This window comes from Actinomadura litoris (genome assembly GCF_009733595.1).
GTDB classification, from domain to species: Bacteria; Actinomycetota; Actinomycetes; order Streptosporangiales; family Streptosporangiaceae; genus Spirillospora; species Spirillospora litoris.
Window position 1 is genome coordinate 114,754 of record NZ_WOFH01000010.1, and the last position, 17,547, is coordinate 132,300.

Consider the following 17,547-nt stretch of genomic DNA (forward strand, 5'->3'; position numbering starts at 1 on the left):
CGGTCAGGGGAAGGCGAGGCCGATGCCCTTGCGGTCGCTCGTGAACCGGGCGCTCCACACGTAGAGCCGCAGATCGCCGGAGGACACGCCGTCCTCGACGGGCAGGTCGGAGGCGATCCGCACGACGTAGGAGGCGCCCGCCGGGACCATCGTGGTGCCCTCGTCCTCCACCGGCGGCTTGGCGCCGTTGATCCGTCCCGTCACCTTGCTGTGGTTGGGGAGCGTGCACATGTCGTCCGGAATCCCGGCCTGCGGCATGCACCGCTCCCGCGCGGACGCGGGAATCCCGGCCTTCGGCATGAACAGGTCCACGGGGAAGTCCAGCAGGACGGGACGCCGCCCGTTGTTGGTCAGCACGTAGTCGGCGTAGGCGTAGGTCGTCCCGGAGGGCGGGGCCTGGGTGGCGCCCAGCGGCTGCCGGTCCGTCCCCGCCCTGATGGCCGCGAGGCTGTAGCCGTACCCCTCCGGAGTGGTGACGTTCAGCGGAGGCCCGGCCTCGGGCGCGGGCACCGCGGCGATCCGGACGCCCGAACCGCCCTCACCGGCGAGCGACGGTTCGCCGGACGGGCCGCCGGAGCCGGAGTCCGGCCGGAGGAGGACGATCCCGGCGGCGACGGCGGCGATGCCCACGGCCCCCGTCACGGCCCCCGTCACGGCCCCGGCGAGGCCGAGCCGCCCCACGCCGCCGCTCCTGCGGCGCCGGTGCGAGCGAGGGCGATGCGACCGGTGTCCGTAGGGCGTTCGGTCGTGGGGGTGGTCGTGGTGGTAGGGGCCGGTCGGCGGTCGCCCGTGCCGGGGCCGCTGGTCGTCGTGCATGGTCGTTCCGTGTTCCTCGGGCCTTTTCGGCGGGCTCGGCCAGCGTCCGCCGTCCGTCCGTTGAGCAGGGCCTCCGCCGGAGCCAGCCACCCTACCCGACGACCGGATCGGTGGCCGGAGGGCGCCCACCGACCGGGATACGGCTGAACAGGCCGGTCAGCCCCCTACGAACCGTGCTTCACGAGGGCCTCGCGGCCGAGCCCGCGCAGGGACGCGTCGAGCACCTGGGCGGTGTGCGCGACCGCGATGTCCGTGCCGCGCCGCCGCAGTGCGGTGGCGATCTGCATGGAGCAGCCGGGGTTGGCCGCCACCAGTAGTTCGGCTCCGGTCGCGTCCACGTTCACCGCCTTGCGCTCGCCCAGCTCGGCGGCGGCCTCCGGTTGCAGCAGGTTGTAGGTTCCCGCCGAGCCGCAGCAGATCTCGGGGTCGGCGATCTCCCGGACCTTCAGCTCCGGGACGGCTGCCAGCAGCGCGCGGGGCTGGCTGCGGATGCCCTGGGCGTGCGAGAGGTGGCAGGCGTCGTGGTAGGCGAGCGTGACCGGCAGCGGATGGCGCTCGGCGCGCGGGCCCAGCTCGACGAGGAACTCCGCCAGGTCCCGGGTCCGGCCGGCGAGCGCCGCCGCGCGCCGCGACCAGGCCGGGTCGGCGGCGAGCAGCGCCTCGTACTCCTTCATCGCCGACCCGCAGCCCGCCGCGTTCACCACGATGACGTCGACGTGCTCGAACGTCGCGACCGTCCGGCGGGCGAACGCGCGCGCCTCCTCCTCGCGGCCCGCGTGCAGCGACAGGGCGCCGCAGCAGCCCTGCGCCCTGGGGATCACCACGTCGCAGCCCTCCAGCGCGAGCACGCGCGCCGTGGCCGCGTTGACGCCCGGGAAGAACTCGCTCTGCACGCAGCCGGTCAGCATCCCGACCGTGGCGCGGCGCCCTCCACGCGCCCCGACGCGCTCCGGGAGCCGGGGGGCCCTGCCGAGGGGCGGGGCGAGCCGCTCCATCGCCGCCAGCGACGGTGAGAGCCGTTCCAGGAGGCCCGTGCGGCGGACGAGCCGGTCCAGCCCGGTCCTCTGGTACGCGCGCAGCGGCCCGCGCAGCGCGCGGAGCCGCCGCCGGTAGGGGAACAGCCGGAAAATCGCCTCGCGTATGACCCGCTCCTGGAACGGCCGGGGATGCTCGCGCTCCACCTCCGCGCGGGTCATCTCGATGAGCCGGTCGTACTGCACGCCGGACGGGCAGGCCGTCACGCACGCCATGCACCCCAGGCACCGGTCGAAGTGCTCGACCATCGGTCCGCTGAGGGGCGCGCCCTCCTCGTGCTGCGCCATGAGGTGGATCCGGCCCCTGGGGGAGTCCATCTCCTCGCCCCACAGCACGTACGTCGGGCACGTCGGCAGGCAGAAGCCGCAGTGCACGCAGTCGTCGAGCAGCTTCGGGAGGTCGTTGTCGGCACTCATCAGATACCTCCCACGAACCGGCCGGGGGACAGCCGGTGATCGGGATCGAACTGGTCCTTGACGCGCCGCATGAGCGCGAGGGCCGGGAGCGGGCCCCAGAAGTCGATGTCACCGCGAACCTCACGCGGCGCATAGCGGACGACGGCGGTGCCCTTGTGCGGGGTCAGGGCCGCGCGGAGGGCGCGCAGGAATTCGGCCACGCCGCTAGGGGACATGTCACCGGGGAGCCCGACGTGGCCGTGTCCCCTGCCGCTCCACGTCACGGTCGGCCCGTCCGCGGCGGTGAGCAGGTGGGGGAGTGCGGTGGGCGGGGCGGTCACGTCGATGAGGGTGTTCCCCTCCGGGTAGAGGCCCCATCCGTCTGGAGCGACCTCCGACACCTGGGTTCCGTCGCCGAGCAGGGCGACGGTCTGCCCCACGCGCGCGGCGACCCCGTCCGGGACGCCTTCCAGGAGGACGGTGACCGTCCCAGGGCCGGTGTACTCGACGGCCGCCGGTGCCACGGCGGAACGCAGGACGCTCTGGACGGCCTCGTACGCCTCTCCCGCGTCTCCGACGGGGGACGACACCCAGGCACGCGCGGTCGGCACGGGATGCAGGCGGAACGTCGCGTCCACGATCAGCCCCAGCGTCCCGTAGGAGCCGCAGAACAACCGTCCCAGGTCGTAGCCCGCGACGTTCTTGACGACCTTGCCGCCCGAACGCGCGACCCGGCCGTCCGCCCGGACGACCGTGAGCCCGATGACCAGGTCCCGCGGCGTCCCGTACTGGAACCGGAGCGGCCCGGCGGCGCCCGTGGCGATCGTGCCGCCGACCGTTGAGCCGGGGAGCGGCACGTCCAGCGCCAGCCGCTGGCCCTTCTCCGCCAGCACCTCGCCGAGCCGTTCCATGGGCAGCCCCGCCTGCGCCTTCACCACCAGGTCACCGGACACGTGCTCCACCACGGCGTCCAGCCGGTGGGTGTCGACCAGCAGATCGCACCGTTCGGGGGGCGCCCCCCAGTCCAGGCGGGTCTCCGCGCCGCGCGGGACGACGGCGAGCCCCGCCTCCGCCGCGACGCGCATGACGTCGGCCGCCTCGGCGACGTCCTTGGGCGCCGCGACCAGCGCGGGCTCCACCCCGAGCACACCCTCCGCGGGCTCGCCCGGACGGACGTCGCCGCAGACCTTCGCCAAGGCGTCCAGAGGCCGCATCAGAAGATGTCCGCCTTTCCCTCGTACGGGTGCGGGCCCTTGCGCACACCCGGGACCTCCCCGCACATGCGCGGGGTGGGGAAGACCTTGCCCGGGTTGCACAGCCCCGCGGGGTCGAAGCCGCAGCGGACCATCTGCATGGTGTCCAGGTCGGTGTCGGTGAACATGCGCGGCATGTACCGGGCCTTGTCCACGCCGACGCCGTGCTCGCCCGTGATGGAACCGCCGTGCTCGATGCACAGGTCGAGGATCGCGCCGGACACCGCTTCCGCGCGTTCCTCCGCGCCGGGTTCGGCGTCGTCGAACAGCACCAGCGGGTGCAGGTTGCCGTCGCCCGCGTGGAAGACGTTCGCCACCCGCACGCCGGACTCCGCCGACAGCGCGTCGATCCGGGCGAGGACCCGGGGCAGCGACGTACGGGGGATCACGCCGTCCTGGACGATGTAGGCCGGGCTGATCCGCCCCACCGCCGCGAACGCCGACTTGCGGCCCTTCCAGATCAGCGCCCGCTCGGCCTCGCCCGCCGCGATCCGGATCTCGAACGCGCCCGCGTCCCGGCACAGCCGCTCCACCTCGGCGAACTGGGCCGCGACCTCCGGCTCGGGGCCGTCCAGCTCGACGATCAGCACCGCGCCCGCGCCGGGCGGGTACTCGCAGCGCACCGCCGCCTCGGCCGCCTCGATCGACAGCGCGTCCATCATCTCGATCGCCGCCGGGACCACCCCCGCCGCGATGATCGCCGACACCGCCGCGCCGCCCGCCTCGATCGAGTCGAACGCGGCCAGCAGCGTCTCGACGGTCTCGGGCACCCGCGTCAGCCGCACCGTGATCTTGGTGGTGATGCCGAGCGTGCCCTCCGCCCCGACGAACACGCCCAGCAGGTCGTATCCGGGGTCGTCCGCGCAGAGCTCCACCAGCTCGCCGTCCGGGGTGACGACCTCGCAGGCGAGCACGTGGTGCGCGGTGAAACCGTACTTCAGGCAGTGCGCGCCGCCCGAGTTCTCCGCGACGTTCCCGCCGACCGAGCAGATCTGCTGGCTCGACGGGTCCGGCGCGAAGTAGTACCCCTGCGGACGGGCCGCGCGGGTGACGTCCAGGTTGATGACGCCGGGCTCGACCACCGCGCGCTGGTTCGCCACGTCGACCTCCAGGATCCTGCGCATCCTGGAGGTCACGATGAGGACGCCGTCCGCGCGCGGCAGGGCGCCTCCGGACAGGCCCGTCCCCGAGCCCCGCGCCACATAGGGAACGCCCTCGGACGCGCACTCCCGCACGATCGCGGCGATCTGCTCGGCCGTGTCGGGCAGGACCACGATCCCGGGGGACGCGCGATGGTTGGTCAGCCCGTCGCACTCATACGTCCGCAACCGCACCGGGTCGGTGATGACCTGGCCCGGCCCGAGCAGCGCTTCAAGGCGCAGGGCGAGCGCCTGGAGTTCCGTTTCCATCGCTTTCACCTTCCTCCCGAGCCTGGAACGCCCGCAAGGTCCGTCTCACCTACAGGAAGGCCCTCGGAAGTCACGCCCCACAGGAGCCACCTCATTCCCTGGGTCACTCCATGCGCTCGTAGGCGGGGGTGGTGAGGAACTCCGCGTACTCATCGGCCAGGGTCACTTCCTTGAACAGGGCCACGGCCTGGTTGTAGCGGGGCTCGTTGAACGCCTCGCCGAGTTCGGCGCGGATACCGGCCAGCTCCTCCTCCAGGATCCGCCCCACCAGCTCCTTGGTGACCTTCGGGCCGTCCTTCAGCGAGATCCCGTTGTAGATCCACTGCCACACCTGCGAACGGGAGATCTCGGCCGTCGCCGCGTCCTCCATCAGGTTGTGGATGGCGACCGCGCCCGCGCCGTCCAGCCACGTCGCGAGGTACCGCAGCGCCACGTCGATGTTGTTGCGCAGGCCCGCCTCGGTGATGTCGCCGGGGGTCGCCGCGACGTTCAGCAGGTCGGACGCGGCGACCCGCACGTCCTCGCGGAGCCGGTCGCGCTGGTTCGGCCGGTCGCCGAGCACGCCGTCGAACACCTCCCGGCACACCGGCACGAGGTCGGGGTGGGCGACCCACGACCCGTCGAAGCCGTCGCCGGACTCGCGGGTCTTGTCCGCCCGCACCTTCTCCAGCGCGACCTTGTTGACCTCCTCGTCCCGCCGGGACGGGATGAACGCCGCCATGCCGCCGATCGCGTGCGCGCCGCGTTTGTGGCACGTCCGGACGAGCAGCTCGGTGTAGGCGCGCATGAACGGCGCCGTCATCGTGATCGCGTTCCGCTCCGGCAGCACGAACCCGGCGCCCCGGTCCCGGAACTTCTTGATCACCGAGAATAGGTAGTCCCAGCGGCCCGCGTTCAGGCCCGCCGAGTGGTCGCGCAGCTCGTAGAGGATCTCCTCCATCTCGAACGCGGCCGGGATCGTCTCGATGAGCACCGTCGCGCGGATCGTCCCGCGCGGGATCCCCAGCGTGTCCTGCGCGAGGTCGAAGACGTCGTTCCAGAGCCGCGCCTCCAGGTGGCCCTCCATCTTCGGCAGGTAGAAGTAGGGGCCCTTCCCCTTGGCGATCTGCCTGCGCGCGCTGTGGAAGAAGTACAGGCCGAAGTCGAAGAGCGACCCGGACACGGGCTCGCCGTCCACGAGGACGTGCTTCTCCTCCATGTGCCACCCGCGCGGCCGGACGACGATGGTCGCGAGCTCCGCGTCGTCCTTGAGCGCGTAGGACCTGCCGGTCCGCGCGTCGGTGAAGTCGAGGGTGCGGTCCAGGGCGTCCCTGAGGTTGAGCTGGCCCTCGACCATGTTGGTCCAGAGCGGGGTGTTGGCGTCCTCGAAGTCGGCCAGCCACACCTTCGCGCCCGAGTTGAGCGCGTTGATGGTCATCTTCCGGTCGGTCGGGCCGGTGATCTCGACGCGGCGGTCCACCAGGCCCGGCGCGGGCTCGGCGACACGCCAGGAGTCGTCCTCCCGCACGGGCGCGGTCTCGGGCAGGAAGTCCAGCGTCCCGCCCTCGGACAGCCCGCGCTGCCGCTCGGCCCGGGCCGCGAGCAGCTCCGCGCGCCGCGCGCCGAACTCGCGCTGCAGGAGGGCGAGCAGGCCGAGCGCCTCGGGCGTCAGGATCTCCTCGTACCGGTCCCCGAAGGGCCCGGTCACCTCGATGCCTTCCAGTCCAGCCATCGGCGCGACCTTTCGTCTAGCGAAATTCGACTTCTGTCTTGTGGAGAATGCTACGCGTCCACGTCGGGGCGGGTCCACGCGGGGCCGCACTCCTGTCGTGCCCGTCCCGCCCGCATGGCCTGCCCGTGCGCGCCCGCGTCAACCCGGGGTGATATTCGCGTGACCGCCCCTGCGGGCCGTGAGACGATCGCGGGGAAGATAAAGCCGCGCCGCGGCGTTCAACCGAGGACATATGACTCAACCTTTTTCTGCAGACCAGACACCGGACGAGATCGACTTCGAGCCCATGACGGGCGAACTCGACCTTGAGGACCGGAAGGCCCTGCGACGCGTCGCCGGGCTGTCCACCGAGCTGACCGACGTCACCGAGGTCGAGTACCGCGCGCTGCGGCTGGAGCGGGTCGTCCTGGTCGGCGTGTGGACCGAGGGCACGGCCGAGACGGCCGAGAACTCCCTGCGCGAACTCGCGCTCCTCGCCGAGACCGCGGGCTCGGAGGTCCTGGAGGGCCTCGTCCAGCGCCGGTCCCGTCCCGACCCCGCGACCTACATCGGCTCCGGCAAGGCGGCCGAACTGCGCGACATCGTCATCTCCACCGGCGCCGACACCGTCATCTGCGACGGCGAGCTGGCGCCGAGCCAGCTCCGGCACCTGGAGGAGACCGTCCAGGTCAAGGTCATCGACCGGACCGCGCTGATCCTCGACATCTTCGCCCAGCACGCCAAGAGCCGCGAGGGCAAGGCCCAGGTGGAGCTCGCCCAGCTCAACTACCTCCTGCCGCGCCTGCGCGGCTGGGGCGGGAACCTGTCCCGGCAGGTCGGCGGGCGCGCCGCGGGCGGCGTCGGCATCGGCGGCCGCGGCCCCGGCGAGACCAAGATCGAGCTGGACCGGCGCCGGATCCGCACCCGGATGGCCAAGCTGCGCCGCCAGATCGCCGAGATGTCCAAGGCGCGCGACACCAAGCGCGGCGAGCGCCGCCGCAACGCCGTGCCCGCCGTCGCCATCGCCGGCTACACCAACGCCGGCAAGTCGTCCCTGCTCAACCGGCTCACCGGTGCCGGGGTCCTGGTGGAGAACGCGCTGTTCGCCACCCTCGACCCCACCGTCCGGCGCGCCGAGACGCCCGGCGGCCGCGCCTACACGCTCGCCGACACGGTCGGGTTCGTCCGGCACCTGCCGCACCAGCTCGTCGAGGCGTTCCGCTCGACGCTGGAGGAGGTCACCGACGCCGGGCTCGTCCTGCACGTCGTGGACGGCTCCGACCCCGACCCCGAGGCGCAGCTCGACGCGGTCCGCGAGGTGCTGCGCGAGATCGGCGCCGCCGACATCCCCGAGCTGGTCGTCATCAACAAGGCCGACGCCGCCGACGAGCTGGCCCTCGCCCGCCTCCAGCGCCGCGAGCCGCACAGCGTCGTCATCTCCGCCCGCACCGGCCTCGGCATCGAGGAGCTGCGCGCGGCGGTGGAGGCCGCCCTGCCCGGCCTGGAGAGCGAGCTCCACGCGCTGGTGCCCTACGACCGCGGCGCCCTCGTCGCGCAGGTGCACGAGCGCGGCGAGGTGTTGAAGCAGGAACATGTCGCCGAGGGCACTATGCTGCATGCCCGGGTGCCGGGCGACCTCGCCGGGGAGCTGTCCCCCTACGAGGTTCTGGCTCCGACCGTCTGACGGTCGCCCCAGGTCAGACCAAAGGACCGTAACCCGCTTTCGGACGCGTCCGAAAGCGGGTCGACGCCTCGTCCTGGTCGCTGAACGGTGACAGCTTCTCCATTTGGCTTGACGGTGCCGTTGGATTCCGTACGGTCGTAGAGCTAAGGGGCTGGGGTGATGGCTGTCGATGCGGTACGACCAGAGGTTGTCGGACGGGCCTTCAGTGCACTACCGTGACGAAACCGATATCTCCGGTCTCGTTGCCAGCGGTGGTCCCCCGACCACCCGACCCTCCAGCGGTGATTCGCCGGCACCCAGTCGGCGTTTCGGATCGAGAGCAGGTGGCCCACTCCATGGCACGTCCCCGCACCGGCACGAGAGCAAGCGGCGCACCGCGCCCCACCCGGGCTGCGGGCCCCGACGGCCACCCGGGACGCCCTTCCGCGGCGTCCGCCACAGCGCCCCGCGGCGCCTCGCTCCACCCAGGTCGGTGACCCGATGACGGTACGGCTGTTGACGAACATCGGCAGGCTCTGGACGGGCACCGACGTCTGCAGCAACGCCGCCGTGCTCATCCACGACGACCACATCGTCTGGGCGGGCCCCGCGTCCGAACTGCCGCAGAGCGTCCCCGGCGTCATCGACGACATCGTCGACGTCGACCATGTGGAGAACCTCGGCGGCGGCCTGGTCACCCCCGGCCTCATCGACGCGCACTCCCACCCGGTCTACGCGGGCAACCGCTGGGCCGAACTCGCCATGCGCACCAGCGGCTCGTCCCACTCCGCCATCGCGGCGGCGGGCGGCGGCGTCAACTCCACCGTCACCGTGACCAGGGGCACCGACCCCTGGACGCTGTGCAACGGCGTCCGCGAGCGCCTCCGCCAGTGGATCCTCGCCGGAACCACCACCGTCGAGGCCAAGACCGGCTACCACCTCACCCGCGACGGCGAACTCGCCGACATCCGGATGCTGCGCTCCCTTGAGGGCGAGCCGTCCATGCCGCGCATCCACGCGACCTTCCTCGCCGCGCACATCCTGCCGCCCGAGTTCTTCGGCCGCCGCCGCGACTACATCGAAGCCGTCCGCCTCTGGGCGGGCGACGCCGCCGTCGCGGGCGCCGACAGCATCGACGTCTACTGCGACGAGGGCCACTTCACCGCCGAGGAGGCCCGCGCCCTGCTGCTCACCGGCAAGCGCGCCGGCCTCAAGGCCCGCATGCACGCCTGCGCCAACGAGCGCGTCGGCGCCGCACAGGTCGCCGCCGAGGTCGGCTGCGCCTCCGCCGACCTGCTCACCCAGGCCAACGACGACGACATCAAGGCCCTCGCCCACGCCGGCGTCACCGCCACCGTCTGCCCCGGCAGCGCCCTCAACAGCAGCCGCGCCCCGGCACCCGTCCGGCAGATGATCGACCGCGGCGTCACCGTCGCCCTCGGCACCGACCACAACCCGGGCCAGTGCGGCATCACCTCCATGCCGCTCGTCATCGGCCTGTCCGTCGCCATGTTCGGCCTCAGCGTCACCGAGGCCCTCCGCGCCGCCACCCTCGGCGGAGCCGCCGCCCTGCGCGTCGGCGACCGCGGCTCCCTGGCCCCGGGCATGCTCGCCGACATCGTCCTGTGGGACGCCGACCACGAGGGCGCGTTCGCCTGGGCCTTCGGCCTCCGAGCCCTCCGCGTCTGGCGAGGCGGCACCCCCGTCCAGCCCTGACCCACCCGTCGCACTGACGAGCACCCGCGACCCGGCGCCTCCCCGCGGCCCTCGACAACGTGGGCACCGGTCCCTGCCGTAGCGGCGGACATCGACGACGGTGCCGATCCAAGCGGTCGCGGAGAGTTATCCACAATTCCCCGCCGCTCTTCCAAGCCCCTCGGGCCCGCCCCTAGCGTCGGACGCATGAGAGCCAGTGATCAGGACCGTCAACGGTCCCCCCGCGAGCGTTTGAAGATCGCCGCCGACCCGCCGGACGACCCGCCCGCCGCCCGGTTACGAGCCGGCCCCGAGCGCTCCCACATCCGCGTCATCGTCGTCGTCGCGGTGGTCGCGGCCCTCGTCGCCGTCGGCTACCTCTGGCTGGCCCGCCCGCGCCCGCAGGCCGCCTCCGCGTCCTCGATGGCGACGGCCTCCCTGTCGGGCGCCCCGTCCGCGCCCACCGCCGTGACCGAACCCCCGACCACCCCGGTGGCAGGGACGGCGCCCTCCACGGTGACCGTCCACGTCCTCGGCAAGGTCCGCCATCCCGGCGTGATCACGTTGCCCTCCGGCTCCCGCGTCGCCGAGGCGATCAAGGCTGCGGGCGGGGTCCGGCCGGGCGCGGGAACGGGTTCGCTCAACCTCGCCCGCAAGGTCGTCGACGGGGAGCAGATCCCGGTCGGCATCCGCACGACCACCCCCGAGGCCGCCCCATCGGTCCCCACGACCTCTCCCGGCACGCCGGGGAGCACGCCCATCGACCTCAACACCGCGACCGTCGAACAACTCGACCAGCTACCCGGCGTCGGCCCCGTCCTGGCGCAGCGCATCATCGCCTACCGGACGCAGCAGGGCGGCTTCCGCTCCGTCGATCAGCTCCAGGAGGTCAACGGCATCGGAGCCCGCCGCTTCGCCGACCTCAAAGCGATGGTCCGCGTATGAGGACCGCCGACCTCCGCCTGATCGCCCCGGCCCTGGCCACCTGGCTCACGGCCACCCTCACCATCGGCCTTCCTCCGGCGCTCATCTACACGCTGGCGGCCCTGGCGGCTCTCGCGGCCATCTACCTCCTGGCCACCCACGACCCCCGCCAAACCCACTCACCCCAGCACCCGGCACCAACCACCACCCAGCAAGAACCCACACTCCCCGCCCGCCCCTCAACAACCCCCTCGGCCGCACCGCCGTCCCGCCTCGCCCCACCCCCTCCCGAGCACGTCCCACCACAGCCCCACCACACTGACGAACCAGCCGCCATACAGGGTCCAGACGACCCCTGGCATTCACCCCCACCGGACACCCCCTTCCACCCGGAGGCCCCGAGCGAGGCAGCGGAGAGCGAAGAGCGACCGGCCGGGTCCGTCGCAGGTGGGTCGGCGGGGCGGTCTTCGGCGGGTTCGCTGGAAGAGCCGGGCACCTCTTGGAGCCCGCCCCCGCCGGAGTTTCCTCTCGGCCCGGAGGCCGCGAGCGGGGGTGCGGGGAGCGAGGAGCGGAGGGGCGGGTACGACGCAGGTGGGTCGGCGGGGCGGTATCCCGGGGGCCCGCTGGAAGGGTCGAGTGACCCCTCCTGGTGCCCGCCTTCGCAGGAGACTCCTCCCGGCCCGGAGACCGCGAGCGGGGGTGTGGAGGGCGAAGAGCGACCGGACGGGGCCGACGCACGCCGGTCGGCGGAGCGGTCTTCGGCGGGCCCGTTGGAAGAGTTGGGCGACTCTTGGAGCCCGCCCCCGCCGGAGAGCCTTCACGTGCCGGGCAGCCCCTACGCGCCGGAGGCCGCGAGTGGGGGAGGGGGGAACGGACAGCGGCCGGGTCGGCGTGTTCCCAGGCCGCCTTCGGGGCGCCATATGGCGGACGAGGGCGGCCGCACCGCCGCCGAACCAACGCTACGGCGCAGACGTCTGCTCGACTGGCGCTTGGCGGTGCTGCCCGCTTGGCGGGAGCTGCGGGCGCGTCGGGTGCTGGTGGGGGTGGCCCTCGTGTGCGCGGCGGCCTCCGCCGCCGGGGTGGCGCTGCGGTCGAGCGCCGTCGAGACGGGGCCGGTTCGGGACCTGGCCCGGTCGGGACGCTCGGCGACGGCCGACGCCGTCATCACGGGCGACCCGAACGCGAAACCGGGCAAACGCCGACCCGTCATCATCTTGCGGGCGCGTGTGGAAGTGGTGGCGCGCGCAAGAGTGCGGGTTCCGGTGCTGCTGATCGCGGGTGATCCCAGCTGGCTCCGCCTTCTCCCCAGCCAGCGCGTGCGGTTCCATGGCGGATTCCGAACACCGCGCAGGGCCGAGTTGCTTGCGGCGGTTGTGATCGTCGGAGGCCCGCCCACCGTTCTCGGGAGGCCGTCCGCTCCGCAGCGCGCCGCCGAGCATGTCCGGGCCAGACTCCGAGCGGCGGTCGATCGGCTGCCCGCCGACCAGCGCGGCGTGCTGCCCGGCATGGTCGTCGGCGACACCTCCCGGCTGGACCCGGGGCTCGCCGAGGAATTCAGGACCGCCGGTCTCACACATCTGCTGGTGGTGTCCGGTGCGAACCTGGCCATCGTCATCGGCGCGGTGCTCGGCCTCTGCCGTCTCGCGGGCCTCGGAGGGCGGCGGGCGCCGCCCCTCGCGGCGCTCGCGGTGTTCGCGTTCGTCGTTGTCGCACGGCCGGAGCCGAGCGTGCTGCGCGCGACCGTCATGGGGCTGATCGGCCTGCTCGCGCTGCTCACCGGCCGGCAGCGCCATGGCCTGCCCGCCCTCGGCGCGGCCGTCCTGCTGCTGGTCCTGATCGACCCTGTGCTTGCGCGGTCGTATGGGTTCGCGCTCTCGGTCCTGGCGACCGCCGGTCTGCTCGTCCTGGCTCCCGCCTGGCGGGAACGGCTCGCACGTCGGCTGCCCGGTCCCCTCGCGGACGCGCTCGCCGTCACGGCCGCCGCGGAAGTGGCGGTGGCTCCGGTGCTGGTGATGCTCTCCGGAGAGCTGGGCGTCGTATCAGTGTTCGCGAACCTGCTGGCCGCACCCGCCGTGGCCCCCGCCACGCTCCTCGGCGCCCTCGCGGCGGTCACCGCGCTCATCTCGCTGCCGCTCGCCCGCGTCCTGGTGTGGCCCGCCGGCCTCGCCGTCGGCTGGATCGCCTGGATCGCCAGAACGGCCGCTCACCTCCCCTACGCCACGATCCCCTGGACGCCCGGCGGCTTCGGCGCCATCACCGTGCTGCTCGCCGGCGGTGTCGCCGTCCTGATCCTGCGCAGCCGTCGGCTCCGCCTCATCGCGGCCGCGGCCATGGCCGGGGTACTGGTCGCCGTCGTCGCCCTCCGCGTCCTGGCTCCGGCCTGGCCGCCGCCAGGCTGGCAGATGGTCGCGTGCGACATCGGTCAGGGCGACGCCCTGGCCTTGGCCGCCGGTCCAGGGCAGGCCGTCGTCGTGGACACCGGTCCGGACCCCGCCCCGGTCGACGCCTGTCTGCGGCGCCTCGGCGTCCGGGACGTTCCGTTGCTCATCCTGACCCACCCGCATGCCGACCACATCAACGGCACGTCCGGCGTCCGTCACGGCCGCGCCGTCCGCGAGATCCTGACGACCCCGCGCACATCCGGCCGCGAGGCACGTCTCGTGTCCGGCCTCGCCCCTCGCTCCGCTCTCGCCGGTCAGCAATGGACGGTCGGTGACCTCACGCTCTCGATCCTCGGCCCCCGGGCCGCCGCCCCCGCTCTCATACCGGGCGACGACGGCACGACCATCAACAACGCCAGCGTCGTCCTGGTCGCGCGAAGGCCCGGCTTCAGCGCCCTCCTGGCCGGCGACGTCGAGACCGAAGCCCAGCGGGCCCTGCTGGGGGACGTCCCGCACGTGCAGGTCCTGAAGGTTCCGCACCACGGTTCCCGGAGCCAACTCCCAGCCTTCCTGGCGGCCGCCCACGCCTCGATCTCCCTCATCTCGGTCGGCGCGCAGAACGACTACGGTCACCCGTCCGCCTTCGCCCTCGACCTACTGAAAGGTCTCCATACCCAGGTCCACCGCACCGACAGGGAGGGCGACATCGCCGTGATCCGCACCGCCAGCGGCGTAGCGGCCGTACCTCGCCACTGAAGTGGAGAAGCCCATCCCACCCCGTCCAACACCAGAGGACAGCGATCGGAGCCGCCTCCGCCCCTTCGCCTCCGCCAGCCCATCCGGTGTTGTCTCGCCTAAGCCGCGTCGCCTCCACCCAAACGCCCGCGCCTACGCCTACTGTGCCCGCGCCTACGCCTACCGCGCCTGCGGCTACTGTGCCCGCGCCTACGCCTACCGCGCCTACGCCTACCGCGCCTACGCCTACCGCGCCCGCGCCTGCGCCTACGACGCCCGCGTCTACGGCTACGACGCCCGCGCCTGCGGCTACCGTGCCTGCGCCTACTGTGCCCGCGCCTGCGGCTACTGTGCCCGCGCCTGCGGCTACCGTGCCCGCGCCTGCGGCTACCGCGCCTGCGGCTACTGTGCCCGCGCCTGCGGCTACCGCGCTCGCGCCTACTGCACTCGCGCCTACGGCTACCAGGCCTCCGTCATCCCGTCCTGGGCTGTCTCGCCGGGACAGCTCCCCTCGTGGGGCGCGGGCACTGTGTCGCCCCTGTCAGCGCGCGTCTGCTGACCTGAAGGTCACCCAGCGGGAACGGCGCCGGGGAGGGTGAGTCCTAACGTGGCGGCGGTGACTTGCGGTGAGTGCCCTGGTGCCGACGTCGGGGAGCGGCGGAGCCTGGGGCGGTATGGATGGACTCTTTCGCTGGGGGGCGGGCCTTCCGGGGCGTCGGGTTGTTGACGGCCGGTCGTCAGTGCGTCCGGGCGGTGCTCCGTTGCGCGTCGGCGATCGTCGGAGTTCGGTCTGGCGTTGGGGCTGGGGGCCTTGTGACTTTGGAGGGGTGGCACGGACGGGAGGGTGGGCGTGGCATGCTGCTGGGGTGTCAGTTGAGGCCATCATCCTGATCGTGGGCGACGAGGAACTCCTGGTGGACCGGGCGGTCGGCGACATCGTCGCGGCCGTGCGGGGGGAGGACCCCGAGACCGAGGTGACCGACCTGGGCCCCGGCGGGCTGGAACCGGGGCGGCTCGCGGAGATGACCTCCCCCTCGCTCTTCGGGGGCGGAAAGGTCCTTGTGCTGCGGTCGGCCCAGGACCTGGGGAAGGACCTCACCGCCGAGGTGCTCAACTACGCGAGGACACCGGCGGAGGATGTCGTCCTCGTCGCCGTCCACCACGGCGGTGCCAAGGGCAAGGCGCTCGTGGACGGGCTGACGAAGCTCAAGGCGCGCAAGATCTCATGCCCCAAGATCAGCAAGATGGGGGAGCGCGTCGACTTCGTGCGCGCGGAGATCCGCAAGGCAGGCGGGAAGGTCTCGCCGGACGGCGCGCGCGCCCTGCTGGACGCCGTCGGGAACGACCTGCGGGAACTCGCCGCCGCGTGCAGCCAGCTGGTCGCCGACACCGGCGGAAAGGTCGATGACGCGGCGGTCGCGCAGTACTACCGGGGCCGTGCCGAGGTCAGCGGGTTCACGGTGGCTGACAAGGCGATCGAGGGCCGCCTCGCCGACGCCCTGGAGCAACTCCGGTGGGCGCTCGCGACGGGTGTGGCGCCGGTTCTGATCGTCAGCGCGCTCGCCCAGGGAGTCCGCGGGCTGGCCAAGGTCGGCGGCGCCCCTCGCGGCGCGCGCGGAGCGGCGCTCGCGAAGGACCTGGGCATGCCGCCGTGGAAGATCGAGCGTGTCCAGAAGCAACTGCGCGCCTGGTCGGCCGACGGGGTCGCCCGCGCCCTGGCCGCGGTCGCCGAGGCCGACGCCCAGGTCAAGGGAGGCGCGGCCGATCCCGCGTATGCGCTGGAGAAGACGATCGCCGACATCGTCGCCGCCCGAGGCTAGTCACTCGTCCTCGTCCGCCCCGCGTTCAGCGCTTTCCGCTCGCCGGGCAGGGCTCGGTGAACCACACGCACGGGCCTGGAGGTGCGGAGGAAGGCGCGGCGCGAGCGTCGGCGTGCGGGCGGCGCCGCCCTGGAGCGGGCGGCGCCCGTCTCTTGTCAGGTGAGTTGGGCCTGGAAGATTCTCTGGTCGAAATAGGCTCGGGCCTCGCGGATCAGGCCCGCGCCGTCCAGCTCGTAGACGTTGATGCCTGACCAGTTCACGGGCGTGCCCGACAGGGAGACGGCCGCGCCTCGCCAGGAGACGGCGGTGAACCCGCCGACCGTGTGGGCCTCCATCGGGGTCAGGCCGAGGAAGGGGCGGAAGCGCGGCAGCACCGAGGCGATGAAGTCGGCGATGGCGTCCCGGCCGATGAGGGGCGGCTGTCCGACGGGGTCGTGGAACACGCCGTCCGCGGCGAAGGTCGCCGCCCACGCGGTGGCGTCGCCCTCCTGGGAGGCGGCGAAGAAGCGGAGGACGGCCGGGGGCATGGCTGGGAAGGTCATCATGTGCCTTTCGTGTCGTGGCGCCGGACGGCGGGGATGACCGCCAGCCCGGCAAGGGCGAGGAGTGCTTGGACGGCGCAGACGCCGCCCCAACCGCAGGTGCCGTAGACGGCGCTGGCCAGCGCCGCGGACAGGGCGCCGCTCAGGAACGCCGCGACCATGTACACGGTGTTGGCGCGGCTGCGGGCGTGGGGGACGTGGGTGAAGATGCGCGCCTGGTTGGCGATCTGGCTCCACTGCACGGCGAGGTTGCCCAGCAGGATGGCCGCGACCATGCAGGCGAGGACGGAGCGTCCGGCGGCATAGGCGCCCGCCGCGACGAGCGTCAGCACCGCCGCGGCCGTCAGGATCGGGGCCGCGCCGCGCCGGTCGACGAACCGGCCCGCCCACGGCGCGGCGACGGCGCCCGACAGGCCGAGGAGCCCGAACAGTCCGGCTTTCGCGCTGCCGTAGTCGTAGGGGTCATGCGTCAGGACGAGGACCAGCGTCGTCCACGTGGCGTTGTAGGCGCCGAACAGGGCACCGTGCACCAGGCACGCGTGCCGCAGGACGGGCTCCCGGCGCCACACGCCGGGCAGTGACGCCAGGAGCCGTAGGTAGGGGACCCCGTCGCGCTTTTCCTCGGCGGGCAGCAGGTTTACCGTGACCAGGCCCGTCAGGCCGGTCAGCGCGGCCGCCAGGAGGTAGACGGCCCGCCACCCCATCGCCTCGCCGACCACGCCGCCGACGACGCGGGCGCCGATGATGCCGGTCATCAGGCCGATCTGGATGTTGGCGACCACGCTCGCGCGCCGTTCGGGCGGCGCCAGCTCGGCGGCCAGCGGGACCAGCACCTGCGGCACCACCGTCGCCCCGCAGGCCAGGGCGGCCGCGGCGGCGAGGAGGCCGAGGCCGGGCGCGGCCGCGGCGACCAGCAGCATCACCACGGTGGCGGCCAGCATCCCGGTCAGCAGCGGCCTTCGCCGCCGTGCGTCGCCCAGCGGGACGAGGAAGAGGATGCCGGCCGCGTAGCCGAACTGGGCACAGGTGACGACGCTCCCGGCCGCCGCCGGGGAGACGCCGAGCCCGCGCGCGAACAGATCCAGCAGGGGCTGTGACAGGTAGACGTTGGCGACCGTGGCGCCGCTGCACACCGCCATCGCCGTGAACAGCACCGGTCGTGCCGCCGGGGCCCGCACCGCGACCATCG

General features: G+C 73.1%; 12 protein-coding genes. 5 read left to right on the top strand and 7 right to left on the bottom strand.

The window, feature by feature from the left end:
• Window positions 1-3: 3 nt before the first annotated feature.
• From GNZ18_RS26490 to aceB, 5 genes are all read right to left on the bottom strand, one after another.
• Window positions 4-681, bottom strand: coding sequence for a hypothetical protein (locus GNZ18_RS26490; protein ID WP_216651455.1), 678 nt, complete (start codon window positions 679-681; stop codon window positions 4-6).
• A 299-nt stretch (window positions 682-980) separates the two neighbouring features.
• Window positions 981-2,267 (bottom strand): (Fe-S)-binding protein, encoded by a 1,287-nt coding sequence (locus tag GNZ18_RS26495; protein WP_156219269.1) that lies wholly within the window; start codon window positions 2,265-2,267, stop codon window positions 981-983.
• On the bottom strand, window positions 2,267-3,460 hold the full coding sequence (locus GNZ18_RS26500) for an FAD-binding oxidoreductase (protein ID WP_156219270.1): 1,194 nt from the start codon (window positions 3,458-3,460) through the stop codon (window positions 2,267-2,269). The genes GNZ18_RS26495 and GNZ18_RS26500 overlap by 1 nt, the downstream gene beginning before the upstream one ends.
• Entirely contained in the window at window positions 3,460-4,908 is a 1,449-nt protein-coding gene (locus GNZ18_RS26505; RefSeq protein WP_156219271.1) for an FAD-linked oxidase C-terminal domain-containing protein, read from the bottom strand. Before GNZ18_RS26505 ends, GNZ18_RS26500 begins: the two co-directional genes overlap by 1 nt.
• A gap of 103 nt (window positions 4,909-5,011) precedes the next feature.
• Window positions 5,012-6,619 (bottom strand): malate synthase A, encoded by a 1,608-nt coding sequence (aceB, locus tag GNZ18_RS26510; protein WP_156219272.1) that lies wholly within the window; start codon window positions 6,617-6,619, stop codon window positions 5,012-5,014.
• Window positions 6,620-6,851: 232 nt separating this feature from the next.
• On the opposite strand from aceB, the gene hflX reads away from it, so the two are divergent.
• The 5 genes from hflX (at window position 6,852) to holA (ending at window position 15,816) form a co-directional block, all read left to right on the top strand.
• On the top strand, window positions 6,852-8,282 hold the full coding sequence (hflX, locus tag GNZ18_RS26515; RefSeq protein ID WP_156219273.1) for a GTPase HflX: 1,431 nt from the start codon (window positions 6,852-6,854) through the stop codon (window positions 8,280-8,282).
• Window positions 8,283-8,762: 480 nt separating this feature from the next.
• Complete coding sequence (gene hutI / locus GNZ18_RS26520; RefSeq protein ID WP_156219274.1) at window positions 8,763-9,977, top strand: imidazolonepropionase; 1,215 nt, start codon at window positions 8,763-8,765, stop codon at window positions 9,975-9,977.
• Between the two features lie 186 nt (window positions 9,978-10,163).
• Window positions 10,164-10,901 carry a ComEA family DNA-binding protein gene (locus tag GNZ18_RS26525; protein ID WP_173390890.1) on the top strand — a complete coding sequence of 246 codons (738 nt, stop codon included), beginning with the start codon at window positions 10,164-10,166 and terminating at the stop codon, window positions 10,899-10,901.
• Between the two features lie 899 nt (window positions 10,902-11,800).
• Window positions 11,801-14,017, top strand: a complete 2,217-nt coding sequence (locus GNZ18_RS26530) for a ComEC/Rec2 family competence protein (RefSeq protein ID WP_156219275.1) — start codon at window positions 11,801-11,803, stop codon at window positions 14,015-14,017.
• Window positions 14,018-14,862: 845 nt separating this feature from the next.
• Window positions 14,863-15,816 (top strand): DNA polymerase III subunit delta, encoded by a 954-nt coding sequence (gene holA / locus GNZ18_RS26535; RefSeq protein ID WP_312874753.1) that lies wholly within the window; start codon window positions 14,863-14,865, stop codon window positions 15,814-15,816.
• Window positions 15,817-15,971: 155 nt separating this feature from the next.
• Here the strand turns inward: holA and GNZ18_RS26540 are convergent, their stop codons facing one another.
• Window positions 15,972-16,343: a nuclear transport factor 2 family protein gene (locus GNZ18_RS26540; RefSeq protein ID WP_173390891.1), complete on the bottom strand. Its 372-nt coding sequence runs from the start codon at window positions 16,341-16,343 to the stop codon at window positions 15,972-15,974.
• A gap of 14 nt (window positions 16,344-16,357) precedes the next feature.
• Window positions 16,358-17,545: an MFS transporter gene (locus GNZ18_RS26545; protein WP_156219277.1), complete on the bottom strand. Its 1,188-nt coding sequence runs from the start codon at window positions 17,543-17,545 to the stop codon at window positions 16,358-16,360.
• Between the last annotated feature and the right edge of the window lie 2 nt (window positions 17,546-17,547).